Here is an 18,099-nt window from a genome sequence, read left to right as displayed (position 1 = left end):
TCATATAGGTGAATGACATGAAACTGTTTAAATTATTAGTAATAGCATCGCTCACCTTCAGTGTGAGCAAATCCTTTGGTGAGGATATTGAACTTTATGTAGGCAATAAATTTTTCACCTCATCAGGAAAGCCTCAAGTACTTATTATTTTTGATAACTCAGCCAGTATGAATGGGCTGATAGAAACGACAAAAAGCTACGACCCTGATGTGACCTATGATGTCGTATCCTCTTTTGATAACTCGCTTAATGAAGACTTCGTTTATTTTACTATTGGTTCAGGCGTGGATCAGCAGCTACCGCGTACTGACAGCAACAGTGATACCAAGCGCTTTCATAGCTATGTTAACGGGTGTGATGCTGCGAGAGAGTCTTTGCAGCAATATGGCTTCTATACCGGCTATATTCGAGAGCATCAATATAAAGGAAATACCGGCTCTTGGGTTGATCTCAAAGACAATAGCGGTGCCAATACTATCTCCGCACTTGACTGCCTCGATGATATCCTTAACGAGAATACTGATAATACCGGGTTGGAGATAAAGATAGGCGGCACAACCTATAAGTCTGGGGACACCGAGTTGACGGGCTTACCTATCAGCGGCGCATCAAAAAGCAGAAATGACTTTTACACCCAATCCAGTTCCGTGACGAAGGAGCAAAAGGACAAAGCCAGCGCGGATTTCAGTGGCGGCGAGGTCGTGACACTTTACCATCCTAATTACCTACGTTGGTATCATGCGACGGACAAAGAGACAGAGGTTAAGTCCAAGTTAGATGTGGCCAAAGAATCCATCACGACGGTGCTAAACGCTACACCCATTGTCGATTTCGGCTTAATGGTGTTCAACCTTAACTACCCTAGAGAAAATACCCGAGATGGTGGCAGGGTCATTGCCAATTTTGGCCAGAGCAACGCCGATATTATCGGTGAAATTTCGGGCATCGATGGTGAAACCAATACACCATTATGTGAGACAACTTACGAGGCGTTTCGCTTTTTCGCTGGCCAAAGTGTATGGTACGGCGATGATGATACCAATTGCAGAAGTAACGAATGTGGCTTTAAGTATACTGGCAACACCCCTGCAATGGATCTATCGGCAGTCAGCAATAGTGTATATAAATCACCGTTTTCTGGTGGTTGCTCTAAAGAGGCTTACATTATTCTCATTACAGATGGTGTTCCAACGGTGGACAAAGCGGCAGATGGCTTAGTGTCTTCCCTTGTTTCTACGACTAATCAGCCTGATATCAGTGATCCAGTGGTGACCTCAACGACTCCCTATAATGATGACACGTTAAGCACATCTAACTATCTGCCGAACTTAACCCATTGGATGCATCACAATGATGTGAATACCTCGGTAGATGATGTACAACGGGTGAGTACTTTTACCATTGGTTTTAGTGATGGTGCTGATGATGCTGCCGGGCTACTTAAAGAGGCGGCTACGGCAACAAAAAGTAACGGCGATAAAGGGTACTTTGCGGCGCAAAATGCCATTGAACTATCGCAATCTTTTGGCCAAGCGTTAGCGGAAATCCTCAAAGTAAACACTACATTTACGGCACCAGCCGTTGCCAGTAACAACTTTGATAGAACTCAAACACTCGACTCGGTCTACTATGCCATGTTTTTACCTGAAGAAGGTGCGCGTTGGTCGGGTAATTTGAAAAAGTTAAAAGTAGATGGCACCAAAATTGTTGACAGTAAGGGCAACTTGGCTATCGATGGTGCCTCAGGCAGTGAAGGAAATATTAAAGACAGCGCCGTTACTTTTTGGACGAAAGATGGCAAAGCCGATGGCAACGAGGTTAAAAAAGGTGGCGTAAACGCGGTGCTAGCAGGTCTTAATAGTCGTACTATTTACACTGATATTGGCGCAGGGACAGGCGAAATGCCGAAATTTACCTTGGCGAATGCGTTATCCTATGCAGGTTCTCAAGCCGACCTTGGCTCTTATCTCGGTACACCCGTTGAACGACTAGACTCATTATTCGAATGGGCTAAAGGTAAAGACGTTGATGATGATGACTCCGATGGTAATACATCAGAGCTGCGTAGTGATATATTCGCCGACCCGCTGCATTCTAAACCACTTGCTATAGCCTACAGCGACGGCAGTATCCGCATTGCGGTAGGAACCAATGGCGGTTCATTGCATCTTTTCAAAGACAACGGCAATACCATTGAAGAGGAGTGGAGCTTCATTCCTTATGAACTTTATCCGAACCTCACAACTTTACGTCGCAATATAAAAGGCGAGAAAGTCTATGGTATGGATGGTTCTCCCTCTATGTACTTCGATGATAAAAATGAGAACGGTGTCGTCGACCCCTCTGACCGAGTATGGTTATTCACTGGTATGCGTCGTGGCGGTGATTCTTACTATGCTTTTGATATCAGCACCCCAAGCTCGCCAAAATTAATGTGGAAGGTAGACGCCAACACCACCGGGATGGAAGAGCTTGGGCAAACATGGTCTCAACCTAAAGTTACGTTTATAGAGAAAAACGGTACTAAACCAGTCGTGGTTGTGGGCGCAGGCTATGACATTAATAAAGATGCTGACAACATTAGCCCGGACAACTCTGGCCGGGGTGTTTATATTTTAGATGCACAAACCGGCGATTTAGTGTGGTCTTTTACTCCCGGAGCTAATGGTAATGGCAATACCACTTATGAAGGTGAGCACAGTATTCCCGGTGACGTAGCGTTGCTAGATTCTGACTACGATGGTTTCACCGATCGTCTCTACGCAGCCGATACCGGTGGTGATGTGTGGCGATTCGATTTACCAACGGATAACCCTGTGGGCAGTGAGCCGTGGACTGCCGTACAGATTGCTGATTTGTCAATTACTGGCAATGAACGTCGATTCTTCTATCAGCCCGAGGTGGCGAGGACTTACTTTAGTAAAGTATCCGAATACACCACTATCATTGATGAAGAGTCTTCGACACAAGTTGTGCGTGAGGAAACTCCTTATGAAGCGATTGTGCTTGGAAGTGGTAATCGGGCTCATCCACTTGATGAAAGTGAAAATAATCATCTAATTATGCTGCGTGATGAAAATACCATAACGCAGTCATTGCGCGGTGAAGATATACCAGCCGTCATCACTATGGATGATTTGATGGATATTACTAATGATCCGTTCACTGCCAAATTAAATGACGACAGTGGTTTTGTAGAGCTAGAGAAAGATCTCGCTCAATTCTCAGGGTGGAAGTATAGCCTTGGTGCAAATGAGAAGTCGTTGTCGGCAGCTGCCGTGGTCGGTGGTGTTGCTTATTTCACTACTTTTGTTCCCTCGGAAGAGAATGACCTACAGCAGTGCTCGCTCAAAGGCGGTGGTGGTAGTTTGTATGCATTCCATCTGCACTACGGTGCAAAAGTGTATGATCAACTAAAATTTGATGTAGGTAATAAAGTGCCTGATACGCCGACACTATTCTTTACCAAAGTAGATGATCCGGATACCACAGAGGAAGAAAGCGAAAGTCAGTTTATTTTAATTGGTGCGGGTAAAGGTGATGGGGAAGGCACCTTGAAAGCGAAATCGATTGAGCCAAACGGACGTCCCGGCGACTGCGGTATGGCAAGTTGTGATGAAAACCCATTTGGATTTAAAACGCACCGCACTTACATATATAAAGAGGAGACAATTGATTAATGAAGCATGTAAAAGGGTTTACCTTGATTGAGCTCATGGTGGTGGTTGCAATTATCGGCATACTGGCGGCTATTGCTTACCCTTCTTATCAGCAATTTGTCATCAGTAGCGCACGCTCTGAGGCTATGACAGCCTTGCTAGACGCTGCAAGCAAACAAGAGCAGTTTTTTGCTGATAACCGTCAATACACAGCCTCCATGGCCGATCTCGGGCTTTCAAATTCAACGGAGTCAGATTTGTACTCATTGTCGGCAACAGTGAATGCTCAGAGCTTTATTATTACTGCTACTCCAGCATCTGGAATAGCTTTAGAAGACAGTGAGTGTACGTCTTTCACTATTAATGAAGTGGGTGTGAAGGGGTCCACGGGAAGCGCTGACACCGACACTTGCTGGAAGAGGTGATTTAAATGTTCAGATATATGTTTTTGGCCTTAGTTGTAATAGCCGCGACTCAGGCCAGTGCGAAAGTAGAGCTTAGGTTACTTAATGAATATAAGTGTTACGTATCGCTGGAAACCGGTGTAAACCAGGTTATTGATGTACAAGTGAAGCAAAAAAGCCGACACCAAGCGGAGCTTGCTGCGTATCAAAGGGGGTACGCAGCACCACAACAGCAGCAAGCGACGAGAGTTGAACAAGTCATTCAATGTGTTGAATTCAAACAGCAATTTGGCTCAGCTGAGGCTCGCGCTCTAGATGCTAAAAAGCTGCGCTAGCTTTTAGCATTTATCACTGTCTTGCTTTATCCGCAATCGACCAGTCTGACTAACGGTAATACGATAGGCAGGCTGGTTTAATTTATCTTCCACTGAGCAGTACACAAAGCTACCAGATTGAAAGCCACCAAGAGCCCCCGTAGGTTTAAAAGTAACAGCTCGCCTTGGGTAGTCGATGGTATCGTTGCCAATCGGAACAGTGAGAATATTCAAAATCGGCTCATCGCCGCCACGCTGTTTATCGTTATTACTATCAACAAACACCATTATATTATTTTGCCAATTCGGCACGCAGCGCTCAGCAATCGCAGGGCATACGCTGACGTAATGGTTGTTGAATATAGCGTACGATCTTGCCGCAAACAGATGCGTGTAGAGTTGTTCAATATAATCTGAGCGGCGGTTTTGATACGCCCAATCTTGGGCATTAAATAAAGTGACTGCTGCAAACATCGCGGCGATACCGATAGTCACAAGCAGCTCAATCAAGGTCGTGCCTACATTTGTTACATGTGAGCACATGGGGGGAGTAAGCGCGTTCATCCTTGACGCCTCAATAATCCTTCTTTGGTCTTGTAAATAGTAGAACAGTTAGCCCGATGTGCAAGCTTGCTCGGTCTTACCTAAGTCTCGTACCGTTCCCGAGGCCATTACTGAAACTGCCACGTTATGTTCGTTGTCATCGGTGGGACAAAATATAAAGGAACCGTTTTGTCCTGCGGTCAGCTGGCCGCGTTGGTCAAACCGCAAGCTTCGTGCATTGCCACTGTGTACAAGCTGACTGTTGGCGACCAAATTGTTGATAGAGCGGTGCAGGATATCTGCATTGGCCTCGAATGTGCCGTTGTTATTTATGTCTGAGAAAATGACGATAGTGCCATTTTGCCAGCTATTGAGGCAATTTCCTGAGCTACCAGGGTTGGTCATCGCACACACAATCACAGGGTCACCCGTGGTCATCGCTTTGGCTCGGGCGAACTTAACGTTACGTTTGAGCTCGGTACTAAAATTGCTCGCTTTTTCCTGTGCTGACATTTGCGTGCTATCAAATAATGCGATAGCCAGTAATATGCCTGCAATTGCAATGGTCACCATGAGTTCTATAAGAGTGAAGCCCTTAGATGTTGAGGTGTTACAGGTTTTCATAACTTCATCCTGATGTGGGTATTATATTAATTTTAACACTATTAACGCATTAGTCACCCCTTGGGCGTTTGCTTCAACACTCACAATTGACTAAAATCGGCGCATCTGTCATCGCGAATATAAAAAGTCATGAAAAAAATAGAAGCCATCATCAAGCCATTTAAGTTAGACGACGTCCGTGAAGCCCTTTCAGAAGTAGGTATCACCGGTATGACGGTCTGTGAGGTTAAGGGATTTGGTCGCCAAAAAGGCCATACTGAGCTTTATCGCGGTGCCGAGTACATGGTCGACTTTTTACCAAAAGTGAAGCTCGATATCGTGCTAGCCGATGAAGATGTCGAGCGTGCTATCGAAGTTATAGTGAAAACCGCACAAACCGGCAAAATAGGCGATGGTAAAATTTTCGTGACGGAAGTCGAGCGAGTGGTACGTATCCGTACGCAAGAGGAAGACGAAGAAGCGATTTAAAAGCATGTGATTTAATTTATAAATATAAAAAAACCGATGCCTTCACAGCATCGGTTTTTTTATGTGTGCGTTACTTAGCGTTCGCGTTTATTTGCCTCAAGGGTTTGTTGGGCATGTTCAGCCATATCTGGTAAGCCAAGTTTTTCGTAGCTTTTCACCATCATTTCTAACGCAGGCTCAAGGTAACTGCTTTGTGAGAAATGCTCAACAACGTACTTACCGCGATTTGCTGCGGCCAGGTAAGCTTCACGCTCGTAATAATACTGTGCCACTTTCAACTCGTTGCGAGCCATGCGGTTGAGTAGCCAAGCAAGACGACGCTTTGCCTCAGGTGCATATTTGCTGTCAGGGTAGTTATTGACTAGAGTTGATAAGTCTTTATAGGCCACTCGAGTGCGTTTTGCGTCTCTATCGGCTCGATCTACACCAAAGTATTCTTGGAAGGCATTCTTATCGGCCTTAATATTGACCAAGCCACGCATGTAGTACATGTAGTCTAAGTCTTTGTGGTTCGGGTTTAAGCGAATAAAGCGGTCAATAGTGGCCAAAGCTTGCTCTGTATTGCCAGTTTGGTAATGCGCATAGACTAAGTCCATTTGCACTTGTTTAGAGAAAGGGCCAAACGGATAGCGAGAATCAATGGCGGTAAGTAGCTCGATTGCCCGGGCATATAAGCCTGAATCTAAGGTTTCGCGTGCATCTTCATACAAAGCTTGTGCGGATTTGTTGGGTACGCGCTCAATTTCTTGTTGTTCTGGCGCGGATGAACATGCGCTAAGTAAGGAGGCCGTAAATACGACTGCAAGTGCCCGTTTACTTATTTTATTTATCATTAATTAGGTACCTTCGTTGTCTTCGGCTAGGCCAAGTAGGTAAAACCGAGTAAACTATGCGAATTATGCGATTCTAACCCAGTCGAGCAGAGCTTGCACTGGTAAATTAGGTAAAACTTGCTTATGGCAGAACAAATTTCCCTCAGTGCAGAGGTCCCCGTGGAACTAGGCGGTAAACGTCTAGACCAAATTTTGGCGCAATTGTTCCCGGACTATTCGCGCTCACGAATAAAAACGTGGATTCTCGATGACATGGTGCAGGTTGATGGCCTCACCTTCAACACCCCCAAAGAAAAGCTGTTGGGCGGTGAACACGTAGAGATCAACGCGCAAATTGAAGCGCCGCGAGAATATGAAGCACAAGATATTGCTTTAGATATCGTCTACGAAGATGACGATATTTTGGTGATCAATAAACCTGCGGGCTTAGTGGTCCATCCTGGTGCCGGCAACCCAGATGGCACAGTGTTAAACGCGTTATTGCATCATTGTCCAGAGATTGAAAATATCCCTCGTGCGGGTATCGTCCATCGTCTTGATAAAGACACCACAGGGTTGATGGTGGTTGCGAAAACCTTGCCAGCACAAACGCATTTGGTTGCGGCATTGCAAAAACGTGAAAATTTCACCCGTGAGTATGAAGCTATCTGTTATGGCACTATGACCGCAGGCGGTATGGTCGATGCGCCCATCGGTCGTCATGCCACTAAGCGTACGCATATGGCCGTCAATGAATTTGGTAAACCTGCGGTCACGCACTACCGAGTCGCTGAAAAGTTCCGTGCTCATACACGCTTACGGCTGCGCCTAGAGTCGGGTCGTACCCACCAAATCCGTGTGCATATGGCGCATATCAGTCACCCACTTGTTGGTGACCCCTTTTACGGCGGACGCCCACGTCCTCCTAAGCATGCCAGTGAAGAGTTTATGGCGACCTTACGAGGCTTCAAACGCCAGGCTTTGCATGCCATTAAGTTGCAGTTAGCACACCCGATCACCGGTGAGCAAATGCGTTGGCAGGCCCCAGTCCCTGAGGACATGGTGGCGCTGACCGAAGCGCTGCGCCAAGACACCGAAGCCAACGGCTACGATGACCTCTAAAACACCATTTTATACTCCAACCTGGGGCGCTGATGAGTCCCTGGTAGGGGTGCTGCAAAGCACCCGCCAAGGCGGGTATAGTCAGGGCGTGTATCGCAGCCTCAATGTGGGGCTGCATGTGGGCGACCAAGAGTCAGCTGTGCTCGCCAATCGCGCTGTGCTCAACAGCCAACTGCCGCGTCCTGCCTGTTATGTAAACCAAGTACATGGGACCCATGTTCATTGTGTTACTCAGTACAGTGAACAGCTTAGAATCGAAGCGGATGGCCTGTTCACACGCTTAGCAAAGCAGCCTTTGGCTATTATGACTGCTGATTGCTTGTCGCTTTTATTAGCCAGCCAAGATGGCGCTGAAGTGGCCGCTTTGCATTGTGGTTGGCGCTCCCTTGTCGGAGGTATCATCGAGCGGGCGTTACCCTTATTTAACACCCCCGCGAAAGATATTCATGCTTGGCTTGGGCCTGCTATAGGGCCCTCATCCTTCGAGGTCGGGAATGAGGTTAAAAGCCAATTTTGCGCTCACAGCGGCGACTATCAGCAGGGCTTTACAGCACACGGCGACAAATTTCTCGCCAACTTGCCACTATTAGCCGAGCTTGCGCTTAATCGAGCCGGTGTGAGTAATGTCACTAAAGCTCAGGCCTGCACTTATACCCTTGCCGATACTTACTTTTCTTATCGACGCGATGGCCAAACCGGTCGTATGGCCAGTGTGATCTGGCGCAAATAATCACCAAAATTTTAACCGTATAACTTGATCAAACGCGCGCTAGCACCCATTAAATAGGTAATTAAAGTTTTAGTGGAAACAAACAGATGCGTTTAGATAGATTTACCAGCAAATTTCAGCAAGCGCTCTCCGATGCTCAATCATTAGCACTCGGTCGCGATCATCAATTTATTGAACCCGTACACCTAATGTACGCACTATTGCAGCAAACAGGCTCGAGTGTGCGTGCTCTTTTTGCGCAAGCAGGCGTCAGCGCCGATGAGCTCAACACTAAGCTTTCTCAAGAAATTGAGAAGTTGTTTAAAGTGGAGGGCGTCGGTGGCGACGTGCAGTTGTCCAATAATATGGTGTCATTGCTGAACTTATGCGACAAATATGCGCAAAAGCGTAAAGACAAATATATTTCCAGCGAGCTGTTCGTACTGGCTGCCTGTGAAGATAAGGGGCCTTTAGGGGAGATTTTTAAAGCTCTAAATATCACCACAGGTAAGGTAGAAAAAGCCATAGACGCACTACGCGGCGGGCAAAAAGTGGATGACCCCAACGCTGAAGATACTCGTCAGGCGCTGGAGAAATTCACCATCGATCTCACCGAGCGGGCCGAGCAAGGCAAGCTTGATCCCGTTATTGGTCGTGACGAGGAAATCCGTCGCACCGTGCAAGTGTTACAACGGCGCACTAAAAATAACCCGGTGTTAATTGGTGAACCGGGCGTTGGTAAAACGGCGATAGTTGAGGGCCTAGCACAGCGTATCGTAAACGGTGAGGTTCCTGAGGGCCTTAAGAATAAGCGCGTGTTATCGCTGGATTTGGGCGCCTTAGTGGCCGGAGCTAAATACCGTGGCGAATTTGAGGAGCGTCTTAAGTCGGTCCTCAACGAGCTGGCTAAAGAAGAGGGGCAAGTGATCCTCTTTATCGATGAAATTCATACTATGGTTGGTGCGGGTAAAACCGACGGCGCCATGGATGCCGGGAACATGCTTAAACCGGCGCTAGCACGAGGTGAATTGCATTGTGTTGGGGCGACAACCTTAGATGAGTATCGTCAATACATTGAAAAGGACGCGGCTTTAGAGCGTCGCTTCCAAAAGGTATTGGTAAATGAGCCGAGTGTTGAAGACACCATTGCTATTTTGCGTGGGTTAAAAGAGCGCTATGAGCTGCACCATTCTGTGGAAATCACCGATCCGGCGATCGTTGCAGCGGCGAATTTATCGCACCGTTATATTAGCGACCGGCAATTGCCCGATAAAGCCATCGACTTAATAGACGAGGCGGGCTCTTCCATTCGTTTACAAATTGACTCTAAGCCAGAGCAGTTGGACCGCCTTGAGCGGCGTATCATTCAGTTGAAACTTGAAGACAATGCCTTAGCTAAAGAAAAGGACGAGGCCAGCCAAAAGCGCCGTGAGGAAATGCAGGAGCTGATCCAAGAGCTGGAAAGTGAATATGCTGAGTTGGACGAAGTATGGAATGCGGAAAAGGCCTCGCTGCAAGGCACTCAAGTCATTAAAGCGGAGCTCGAGCAAGCGCGTTTGGACTTAGAGGTGGCACGTCGAGCTAGTGATCTACAGCGAATGTCGGAACTGCAGTACGGCCGAATTCCCGAGCTGGAGCGCAAATTAGACCTTGCCTCGCAAGTCGAAATGCAAGATATGAACTTGCTGCGTAATAAAGTTGGTGAGGACGAGATTGCCGAGATCCTCTCACGCTGGACTGGCATTCCAGTGGCGAAAATGCTTCAAGGCGAGCGTGAAAAGTTGCTGCAGATGGAAGACGAGCTGCACCAGCGCGTTATCGGCCAAGACGAAGCGGTCACCGCTGTTGCCAATGCCATCCGTCGCTCTCGTGCAGGATTAGCTGATCCCAATCGACCCATAGGCTCATTCTTATTCTTGGGCCCTACAGGGGTGGGTAAAACCGAGCTGACCAAAGCATTGGCGCAACTGATGTTTGACACCGAAGATGCCATGGTTCGTATCGATATGTCAGAGTTTATGGAGAAACATTCAGTGGCGCGTTTGGTCGGTGCGCCTCCGGGCTATGTTGGCTATGAAGAGGGCGGCTACCTCACTGAGGCTGTGCGCCGTCGTCCTTACTCGGTGGTACTGCTTGACGAAGTGGAGAAGGCGCACCCAGACGTATTCAATATCTTGCTACAGGTATTGGATGATGGTCGTCTCACTGACGGGCAAGGGCGCACCGTGGACTTTAAAAACACGGTGATCATTATGACTTCTAACTTGGGCTCGGATGTGATCCAAGAGCAAGCTGGGAATAATGATTACGCCACATTGAAAGACAAAGTGATGATGGTGCTGGCGCAGCAATTTAGGCCAGAGTTTATAAACCGTATTGATGAAACCGTGGTATTCCATCCACTAGCCGGAGAGCACATCAAGCAGATTGCTGATATTCAGTTGGCGAAGTTGCATGAGCGGCTCACTGAAAAAGGCTACCTATTGGAAATCACCGATGCGGCATTAGCTAAGCTGGCCGAGGGCGGGTTCGATCCGGTCTATGGTGCTCGACCTTTAAAACGGGCTATCCAGCAGGCCATTGAAAACCCACTTGCACAGAAGCTGTTGGCGGGTGAGTTGGCTGATGGCAACTTGATTTCCATTGATGCTGACGAGCAAGGCTTTTTATTTAGCTGTAAATAAAGGTCAGTTATAACTCATACGAAAGGCGGCAATAATTTGTCGCCTTTTTTATTGTGTCCATGCAGTGGTAATGTCAATATAGGTTTAGGAGCAATCATTCAACAATAGTGTTAGCTATGGAACACGGATACCAAGCCATGGTCATTCATGCTTTTGGTGAGCCAGGGGTGCTAAAACCAGTGACCCTATCGCGGCCAAAGCCCGGTGAGCATGAGTTACTTATCAAGGTGCTGAGCACCGCTATTAACCCCATTGATGTAAAAACCCGCGCTGGTATCGGCTTTGCGGCAGAGCAAAACAAACATCACCTGCCTATGAGTTTAGGCTATGATCTGTTTGGTGAGGTGGTCGCTTGTGGTGAGGCGGTAAAAACGCTTAAAAAGGGTGATAAGGTAATGGGTATGGTTGGCTTTGCCACCCAGCCAGGGACCTATGCACAGTATTGTTTGGCCCGTGAAAACGAACTCATTAAAGTCGATGCGGTGAATGAAGATGCGGTGCTATCCGGTCTGTGTTTGGCAGGGTTAACGGCCTTCCAATCGCTCTCGGCGCTCGCCTGTCCAAAAAGTCAGCCCATTTACATTAATGGTGCTAATGGCACAGTCGGCTCGTTAGCTGCACAAATTGCCGCGCGAATGGGGTATCAGGTTGTTGCTATTAGCCGCAGTGAGCTGCCAAAAAGTGTCGCTTCTTGCGCTCAGCAAATGAATTATGACCAGTTTGTGGCTGAGCAACGTAAGGGTTATTTGCTCGATGTTGTGGGCCTGGAGGTCGGGAAGCGTTGTCTACAAGGATTAAGTGCACACAGTCGTGTAGTCACTATTCCGACATTGTCACAAAAAGAGATTATTGCTGCGGCCAATGAGCAAGGAGTGACTGCATGCGCTGTGCTGGTGGTTAAAAACAATGCCCAGCTTAAACGTATTTACCAGTGGTATCGCCAAGGTCACTTAGAGCTGGCTCACTGCACTATGCCGCTCTCGGCAGCGGGCATGGCGCATCAGCGTTTAGAGCAAAATAGCAGCAAAGAGAAAGTTATTTTACTGCCCTGGACTTGAGTATTTGGCAGCGCACCCCATAACAACAGAATTAAGCCGCTTGGCTAGAGGTAGTATTTTTTGACTTGTACACAATTAAATCAGCGTCTTAGCGAATTGTCGTCCGCTGAAAATCAAGCCGCAATTGTCGGCATTGTTCGGGGTATTGAGCGCGAGGCGCTGCGTACCAATCGCAGCGGCGGGTTATCGACAAAGCCCCACCCAGTGGCGATTGGTTGTGCCTTAACCAACTCGATGATCACCACCGATTTTTCTGAAGCTTTACTTGAATTCATTACCCCAGTAAGCACCGATCCTGAGGAAACATTGGCTCAGTTGCGTGACCTACAAAAGTTCACTCTGGCGCAACTTGAAGATGAATTATTGTGGCCGGTGAGTATGCCGTGTTATATCCAAAGCCAAGATGAAATCCCGTTGGCGCAATTCGGCTCATCCAATGTCGGTCGTATGAAAACGCTATACCGAGAGGGGTTAAAAAACCGCTACGGCAGTATGATGCAGGCCATAGCCGGGGTGCATTTCAATATCTCTTATCCGCAAACGTTTTGGCAAACTTTGCAGGGTTTAGCTGGGCAAAGTGGTGACTTACAGTCTTTTATTTCCGACAATTACTTAGGTCTAATTCGTAACTTTAAACGCGAATTGTGGTTAATTAGCTATTTATTTGGTGCATCACCGGCATTGTGCGGCTCCTTTTTAGAAGGGCAAGAAACCTCACTACCGTTTAAAGAGCTTGGTAAAGGTAGCCTATACCTCGAGCATGGCACAGCTCTGCGTTTGGGTGATTTAGGTTACACTAATAGCGCGCAATCGAGCTTGCGGGTAATGTATAACTCATTGGAGGAATATGTTGCTGGCTTAAAGAGCGCGATCAACTCACCTTCTGAGTTGTACCAACATCTTGATGATTACCATGCACCAAAACCGCAGCAATTAAATAAAAATATTCTGCAAATTGAAAACGAGTTTTACTCGCCTATTCGCCCGAAACGCAATGCTCGCTCTGGCGAGAAGCCAACGCAGGCGTTATTGCGCGGCGGCATTGAATACATCGAAATTCGCGCTTTGGATGTGAACCCCTTTGCGGATACCGGCATCGATTTAACGCAAATTCGTTTCTTGGATGTGTTTTTGACCTACTGCTTATTAAAGGCATCGCCGCACATGGATTGGCAGGAGCAAGGCCAGACACAAGAGAACCTCGATCGGGTGGTCAATCAAGGTCGCGATCCGCAATTGCAGTTGCAACGCGGTGACGAGTCTGTCTCTTTGCAGCAATGGGCCGAGGACATTTTTACCGATCTTGCAAAAGTCGCTGACTATATGGACCAAGCGCATGGCAGCGATGTTTATCAGCATACCATTGCTGAGTTACAGAGCTGGGTGAGCGATCCTAGTAAGACCATATCAGGGCGCTACCTACAACAATTACTCAGTGATGATGTTGACAATGGTCAGTTTGCCTTGCAATTGGCACAACGTTACAGCGACGCTCATAGTCAGTGGCAGTACCAATGCTTTGACGACGCACATTTAGCTGAGCAAGCCGAACTGTCGGTTAAGGCACAACAGCAGGTGGAGCAGGAAGACACTGTGAGCTTTGAAGCCTTTTTAGATGAATACTTTGCGGTGGAAAAGGTAGAAGCATAAAAAAAGCGCGGCTAAGGTAGCCGCGCAAATTATTCTACAGGGATGAAACAATGCTAAACTGCTGCATTCATAAGTTCAGACTAAGGCTTGCGGATTAAGTTCAAAATAAATGAAAAAAAATTTATCGCTTATTTTTACCCTGTTTATACTTGCTGGGTGTGCGACCGCGCCACCTAAGCAACCCGATGATATCTGCAAGATTTTTGAAGAGAAAGAAGATTGGTATTTTGATGCCAAGGACGCACAAGAGCGCTGGGGCTCACCTAAACATGTGTTAATGGCGATGATGTATCAAGAAAGCTCCTTTCGTCATGATGCTGCCCCGCCCATGGAATATTTCTTATGGATCATCCCCACAGGTCGTGCCAGTGACGCCTATGGTTACTCACAGGCAAAGACCATGACCTGGGAAGATTACACACGCGAAACCGATAACGGCGGCGCTGATCGTGACGATTTTGACGATGCAATCGATTTTATGGCGTGGTTTGTTTGGAAAACACATCAGATTAACGGCATTTCGAAGTGGGATGCGTATGCTCAATACCTTAACTATCACGAAGGGTGGGGCGGTTATAAACGCGGCACCTATCGCAGTAAGGCTTGGTTAATGCGCGCCGCGAATAAAGTGAAACGTCGTGCCAGTCGTTATGCGGTTCAGCTTAAGCGCTGCGAAGAGGAGTTAGATAAGAACTGGTTTGAGCGCTTATTCTTCTGATTGCTGCAACTTAGGAGCACCACTGAAGCGCTGGATATCTTCAAAGCCCTTCTCCCAGCGCGCTTTATCGGCGTAAAAAATATGTGCTGTGACATTGATATTAGGGTCATCGTCGAGCGAGCCTGCAGGAACAACGAGTAAGTCTCCTTGTTGTTGATACATGGGTAATGCCGAGCCACACCGACTACAAAAGCTTTTGCAGTGAGCGCTGTGTGGGAGTTGGTAATGTCTTACCAACGGCTCACCCGATAGCCAAGTGAGCGTGGCCGAGTTTGAGAACAAGTTTGCTCCGTGCGCCGAGCCACTGTCTTTGCGGCAGTGACTGCAGTGACATAAATAGAAATGACTGAACTCACCTTTTATTTCGAAGCGTACCTGTGCGCATAAGCAGCTGCCTTGCATAAGCCTTCTCCTTTGTTTTCATTACTACAAGTTTAGCCAGTGCCACTGTAGTTGCTCATTTATTGCTGCGTATAAATCCAGTCCAATCCTTGGATCAAGGTGCTCGGAAACGCTGTCGCGTGTTTAGCCCCTTCAATAATGCGAAACTTAATCGTCGTATTTTTTCCGCATTCAGCGGTCATTTTCTCTATTAGTTTTTGCGCCCCAGCCATCATATGCTGCTTTTCTCCATACTTTGGCTGTTCCAAGCTGCCCACTGATACATAGACCTTGGTTGGTAAACGAGGTTTCATCACAGATGAGTGTAAAATATCGTTATTGGCAAACCATACCGATGGGCTACCGATTATATAACTGCTGAACATATCAGGGTAATTGAACAGGATATAGGCGCCAAACAACCCCCCTAATGAGTGTCCCACAAAGGTGCGTTGTGAGGGAAGGGTTCGGTAGTTCTGCTCAATATAGGCGAAGACGCTCTCGCGGATAAACTTAGCATGACCATCAGCATGGCCAGTTTGAAACTTCCAGTTTGTGGCTTGCACCGGAGTGTAGTCTCTTATTCGACTAGATGGGCCTTTTGAGCCTCGGGAATAGGATATCCCCACAATGATTGCCTCTTTCATTGTGCCGCTGTTCATCGGAAAGCGTGTAGCACCTGAAGCAATCTGAAAGCTATACCAGGCATCCATCAGGTAAATGACGGGATACTTCTTATCCTTATTTATCGCATAAGAGCGAGGCAGCTTTATAAATACAGGGTATACCCGTTTGCTCGCAGGCTCTGTTAATTCGATAACTGCACTTCTTGGTATTTCAAAGGGCTCGTTTGCGAGTCCTGTAGCGCATATAACCATAAGAATAAAATACAGTAAATAACTCAAGGTCGTTTCCATAATAGACAACAGTTTAACCGGCGCGCACAGGCGTATCCTGTGCTTTGGCCGCTGTGAGGTGACGAATACGCTTGGCGATAGGTTGCTCGAAGCATCGGTATGACAAGTAGGCCACCATTATGCTTAATGCTAAGGCGACAATGAGTTTGAGTTCAACAGTCAACGCCAACTTATTTACCTGCATAATAATGGGCATATGCAGCAGGTATAGCGAATAGGAGATTTTGCCGATGAAATCACCAAGGCGATTGGCGAGTACAATATTGTTATCAGGGACGAGAAATACGACGCAAAAGAATACCGTGCTCATAACTAGTAACACTTCATAGCTTAGCCACATTCGTCTTTCATCGCCGCTGGTTAGCGGAGTGAATTGTGGATACATAAGTGGTATTAACAGAAGAACCAGTACAAAGCGGTGCTTTCGCATGTAGTTAGGCACTTTTAGGGTAGGGTACAGTAAGCCCAAAATCACACCCACAAAAAAGAAAGGTAAGGTGCGCAATATGCTAAAGAGGTTATAGGGTATTCCATAAATATCGCCATAAATCCTCGGAAAGTTGGTAAAAAACAGCGCAATCATTACCGCCACAATAGCGAGATAAATATAGCCTGCTCTGTTTTTAGCCAGCATCCAAAAAGCAATAAAAACCACATAAAAGTGTATTTCAGGTGGAATAGTCCAAAGTACGCTCTCGCCGTGAATAAATAGCAAGTGGCCGAGTAAGGCGTTGACATCAGGTATGTTATATAGGCTGTCATTCCCGCCTTTAGCGAGTATGAACGAGGTAAACACCACAGCTAGGTACAAGGGCAGCACCCTTGCTGCTCGGGCCAATAAATAGCGCGTGAGGTTAGTGCGATTGAGCTCTTTACCTAAATAAAGGTATGCCATCAAAAAGCCGCTTAGTAAAAAGAATAGCATCACCCCATAGGCACCGGAGCCGCCTCCTAGTGCGCCATCAAACCAGAGGGTTATATCACTGAAATGTGTAAAGAAAACAATAAGTGCGGCGAGCCCTCGTAAGGCATTCAGCTTTCTAATTTCCAACCTAGACTCCTAATCTGAGCATTATTATTATTCGCCGTAGGGCGTGAAGAGTTAGCGCTGCAGTTGAAATTATTAACTAATAATATAGTATCTTGTTAGCTACCCAATACACCTAATATCCAGTCATGGTAATTTGACACCCTAACTTGATAAGCAGTGGTACCATACAATCCGGCTTTAAAAGTAGCTATATCGCCATGCCCTAATTGCCAACTTGATAAACCTACAAGAAAAGGGACACCGTCTCGAAAGATAACAGAAGCTCCTCCGCTATCTCCTGAACCATGCATACCTTCGAGTGGTAGTGCGCTTTCTGGTTCGTCAAATTTAAATGCTAACCAGTTACCTTCCGCTCTTTCAACAACATTTTGAAACCGGTTCATCACACGAAGTGATTTGGTATCTGGGTCTTCGCCAGTTAATCCGTTCCCAGTAGCTCCCCTACCATAGACTGTAATTGTTTTGCCTTTTTCACTATTACCAGAATAAATATTGATTGGTTCTACACCGCTAACAGTTGAAGCTAATTTGATTAACGCTATATCACTTCTAGATTTGAAAAAATTCATTAAGGGCGCTAAATCACCTTTAAGTAAATTTTTATTAGGTTGAGTGTAATCTGGGTGTATATGAACGCTTTCAATTTCATACTCTTTTGAACCAATTAATAGATCCTTGCCAACATAATCATAAAAAATAGTGTGTGCTACAGTTACAACCCATTGTGAATTAATTAATACACCATGTCCTTCATGGGGCATATCAACTAAGTATTCAGGCATTTTATCAATGACATAATTTTCAGGGGGAACATCATGTCTTTTTACTACAGCATTACTGCAGGTAGAAAAGAAAATAATGGATAAGATAAATAAGACTTTCATAATACGTCCATGTTTATTGTTGTATAGCTAACGCGGAGCCCATCGGTGCACTTTAGAGCGTACGAGTGACGTGAATTGTTATAAATTGTCCCGGACAAACT

General features: G+C 46.5%; 17 protein-coding genes. 10 read left to right on the top strand and 7 right to left on the bottom strand.

All coding sequences use genetic code 11. From position 1 onward, the window contains the following. Positions 1-17: 17 nt before the first annotated feature. The 3 genes from MHM89_RS15895 to MHM89_RS15885 are packed head-to-tail and all read left to right on the top strand — an operon-like array spanning position 18 to position 4,398. On the top strand, positions 18-3,680 hold the full coding sequence (locus MHM89_RS15895) for a PilC/PilY family type IV pilus protein (protein WP_239409200.1): 3,663 nt from the start codon (positions 18-20) through the stop codon (positions 3,678-3,680). Next, positions 3,680-4,084, top strand: coding sequence for a type IV pilin protein (locus tag MHM89_RS15890; protein ID WP_239409199.1), 405 nt, complete (start codon positions 3,680-3,682; stop codon positions 4,082-4,084). Before MHM89_RS15895 ends, MHM89_RS15890 begins: the two co-directional genes overlap by 1 nt. Positions 4,085-4,089: 5 nt before the next feature. Beyond that, positions 4,090-4,398, top strand: coding sequence for a TapY2 family type IVa secretion system protein (locus tag MHM89_RS15885; RefSeq protein WP_022945253.1), 309 nt, complete (start codon positions 4,090-4,092; stop codon positions 4,396-4,398). Positions 4,399-4,401: 3 nt separating this feature from the next. Here the strand turns inward: MHM89_RS15885 and MHM89_RS15880 are convergent, their stop codons facing one another. Together MHM89_RS15880 and MHM89_RS15875 are read right to left on the bottom strand one after the other, a co-directional pair. Next, positions 4,402-4,941, bottom strand: coding sequence for a GspH/FimT family protein (locus tag MHM89_RS15880; protein WP_053910291.1), 540 nt, complete (start codon positions 4,939-4,941; stop codon positions 4,402-4,404). A 48-nt stretch (positions 4,942-4,989) separates the two neighbouring features. Next, complete coding sequence (locus tag MHM89_RS15875; RefSeq protein WP_239409198.1) at positions 4,990-5,544, bottom strand: GspH/FimT family pseudopilin; 555 nt, start codon at positions 5,542-5,544, stop codon at positions 4,990-4,992. Positions 5,545-5,673: 129 nt separating this feature from the next. On the opposite strand from MHM89_RS15875, the gene MHM89_RS15870 reads away from it, so the two are divergent. Beyond that, the gene (locus MHM89_RS15870; protein ID WP_022945250.1) at positions 5,674-6,012 is read left to right on the top strand and encodes a P-II family nitrogen regulator; all 339 of its coding nucleotides are present in this window, start codon (positions 5,674-5,676) and stop codon (positions 6,010-6,012) included. Between the two features lie 74 nt (positions 6,013-6,086). Here MHM89_RS15870 and MHM89_RS15865 read toward each other — a convergent pair whose 3' ends face one another. Next, positions 6,087-6,845 (bottom strand): outer membrane protein assembly factor BamD, encoded by a 759-nt coding sequence (locus MHM89_RS15865; RefSeq protein WP_045978199.1) that lies wholly within the window; start codon positions 6,843-6,845, stop codon positions 6,087-6,089. Positions 6,846-6,968: 123 nt separating this feature from the next. Here MHM89_RS15865 and rluD point away from each other — a divergent pair, with 123 nt between their 5' ends. The 6 genes from rluD to MHM89_RS15835 all read left to right on the top strand — a co-directional run bounded on the left by rluD (position 6,969) and on the right by MHM89_RS15835 (position 14,765). Next, positions 6,969-7,946, top strand: coding sequence for a 23S rRNA pseudouridine(1911/1915/1917) synthase RluD (rluD, locus tag MHM89_RS15860; RefSeq protein ID WP_045978198.1), 978 nt, complete (start codon positions 6,969-6,971; stop codon positions 7,944-7,946). Further along, a complete protein-coding gene (pgeF, locus tag MHM89_RS15855) occupies positions 7,936-8,676 on the top strand; it encodes a peptidoglycan editing factor PgeF (protein WP_239409197.1) in 741 nt (246 codons plus the stop codon). The genes rluD and pgeF overlap by 11 nt, the downstream gene beginning before the upstream one ends. Positions 8,677-8,762: 86 nt before the next feature. Continuing rightward, complete coding sequence (gene clpB, locus MHM89_RS15850) at positions 8,763-11,339, top strand: ATP-dependent chaperone ClpB (protein ID WP_045978196.1); 2,577 nt, start codon at positions 8,763-8,765, stop codon at positions 11,337-11,339. Between the two features lie 116 nt (positions 11,340-11,455). Continuing rightward, complete coding sequence (locus tag MHM89_RS15845) at positions 11,456-12,397, top strand: NADP-dependent oxidoreductase (RefSeq protein WP_239409196.1); 942 nt, start codon at positions 11,456-11,458, stop codon at positions 12,395-12,397. Positions 12,398-12,457: 60 nt separating this feature from the next. Beyond that, on the top strand, positions 12,458-14,047 hold the full coding sequence (gshA, locus tag MHM89_RS15840; protein ID WP_239409195.1) for a glutamate--cysteine ligase: 1,590 nt from the start codon (positions 12,458-12,460) through the stop codon (positions 14,045-14,047). A 109-nt stretch (positions 14,048-14,156) separates the two neighbouring features. After that, positions 14,157-14,765, top strand: a complete 609-nt coding sequence (locus MHM89_RS15835; protein ID WP_022945765.1) for a transglycosylase SLT domain-containing protein — start codon at positions 14,157-14,159, stop codon at positions 14,763-14,765. On the opposite strand, the gene MHM89_RS15830 is transcribed toward MHM89_RS15835, so the two are convergent. The 4 genes from MHM89_RS15830 to MHM89_RS15815 all read right to left on the bottom strand — a co-directional run bounded on the left by MHM89_RS15830 (position 14,754) and on the right by MHM89_RS15815 (position 17,998). Then, positions 14,754-15,167: a GFA family protein gene (locus MHM89_RS15830; RefSeq protein ID WP_022945764.1), complete on the bottom strand. Its 414-nt coding sequence runs from the start codon at positions 15,165-15,167 to the stop codon at positions 14,754-14,756. The two genes, MHM89_RS15835 and MHM89_RS15830, sit on opposite strands and share 12 nt — an antisense overlap. A 59-nt stretch (positions 15,168-15,226) precedes the next feature. After that, positions 15,227-16,024 carry an alpha/beta hydrolase-fold protein gene (locus MHM89_RS15825; protein ID WP_239409256.1) on the bottom strand — a complete coding sequence of 266 codons (798 nt, stop codon included), beginning with the start codon at positions 16,022-16,024 and terminating at the stop codon, positions 15,227-15,229. 52 nt (positions 16,025-16,076) lie between these two features. Further along, positions 16,077-17,114 (bottom strand): acyltransferase, encoded by a 1,038-nt coding sequence (locus tag MHM89_RS15820; RefSeq protein WP_239409194.1) that lies wholly within the window; start codon positions 17,112-17,114, stop codon positions 16,077-16,079. Between the two features lie 95 nt (positions 17,115-17,209). After that, positions 17,210-17,998, bottom strand: coding sequence for a trypsin-like serine protease (locus MHM89_RS15815; RefSeq protein ID WP_138547813.1), 789 nt, complete (start codon positions 17,996-17,998; stop codon positions 17,210-17,212). Between the last annotated feature and the right edge of the window lie 101 nt (positions 17,999-18,099).

Origin of the sequence: Pseudoalteromonas sp. CNC9-20 (assembly GCF_022347875.1) — a bacterium.
Classification (GTDB): domain Bacteria; phylum Pseudomonadota; class Gammaproteobacteria; order Enterobacterales; family Alteromonadaceae; genus Pseudoalteromonas; species Pseudoalteromonas ruthenica.
This window is presented reverse-complemented; position numbering and strand designations above follow the sequence as displayed.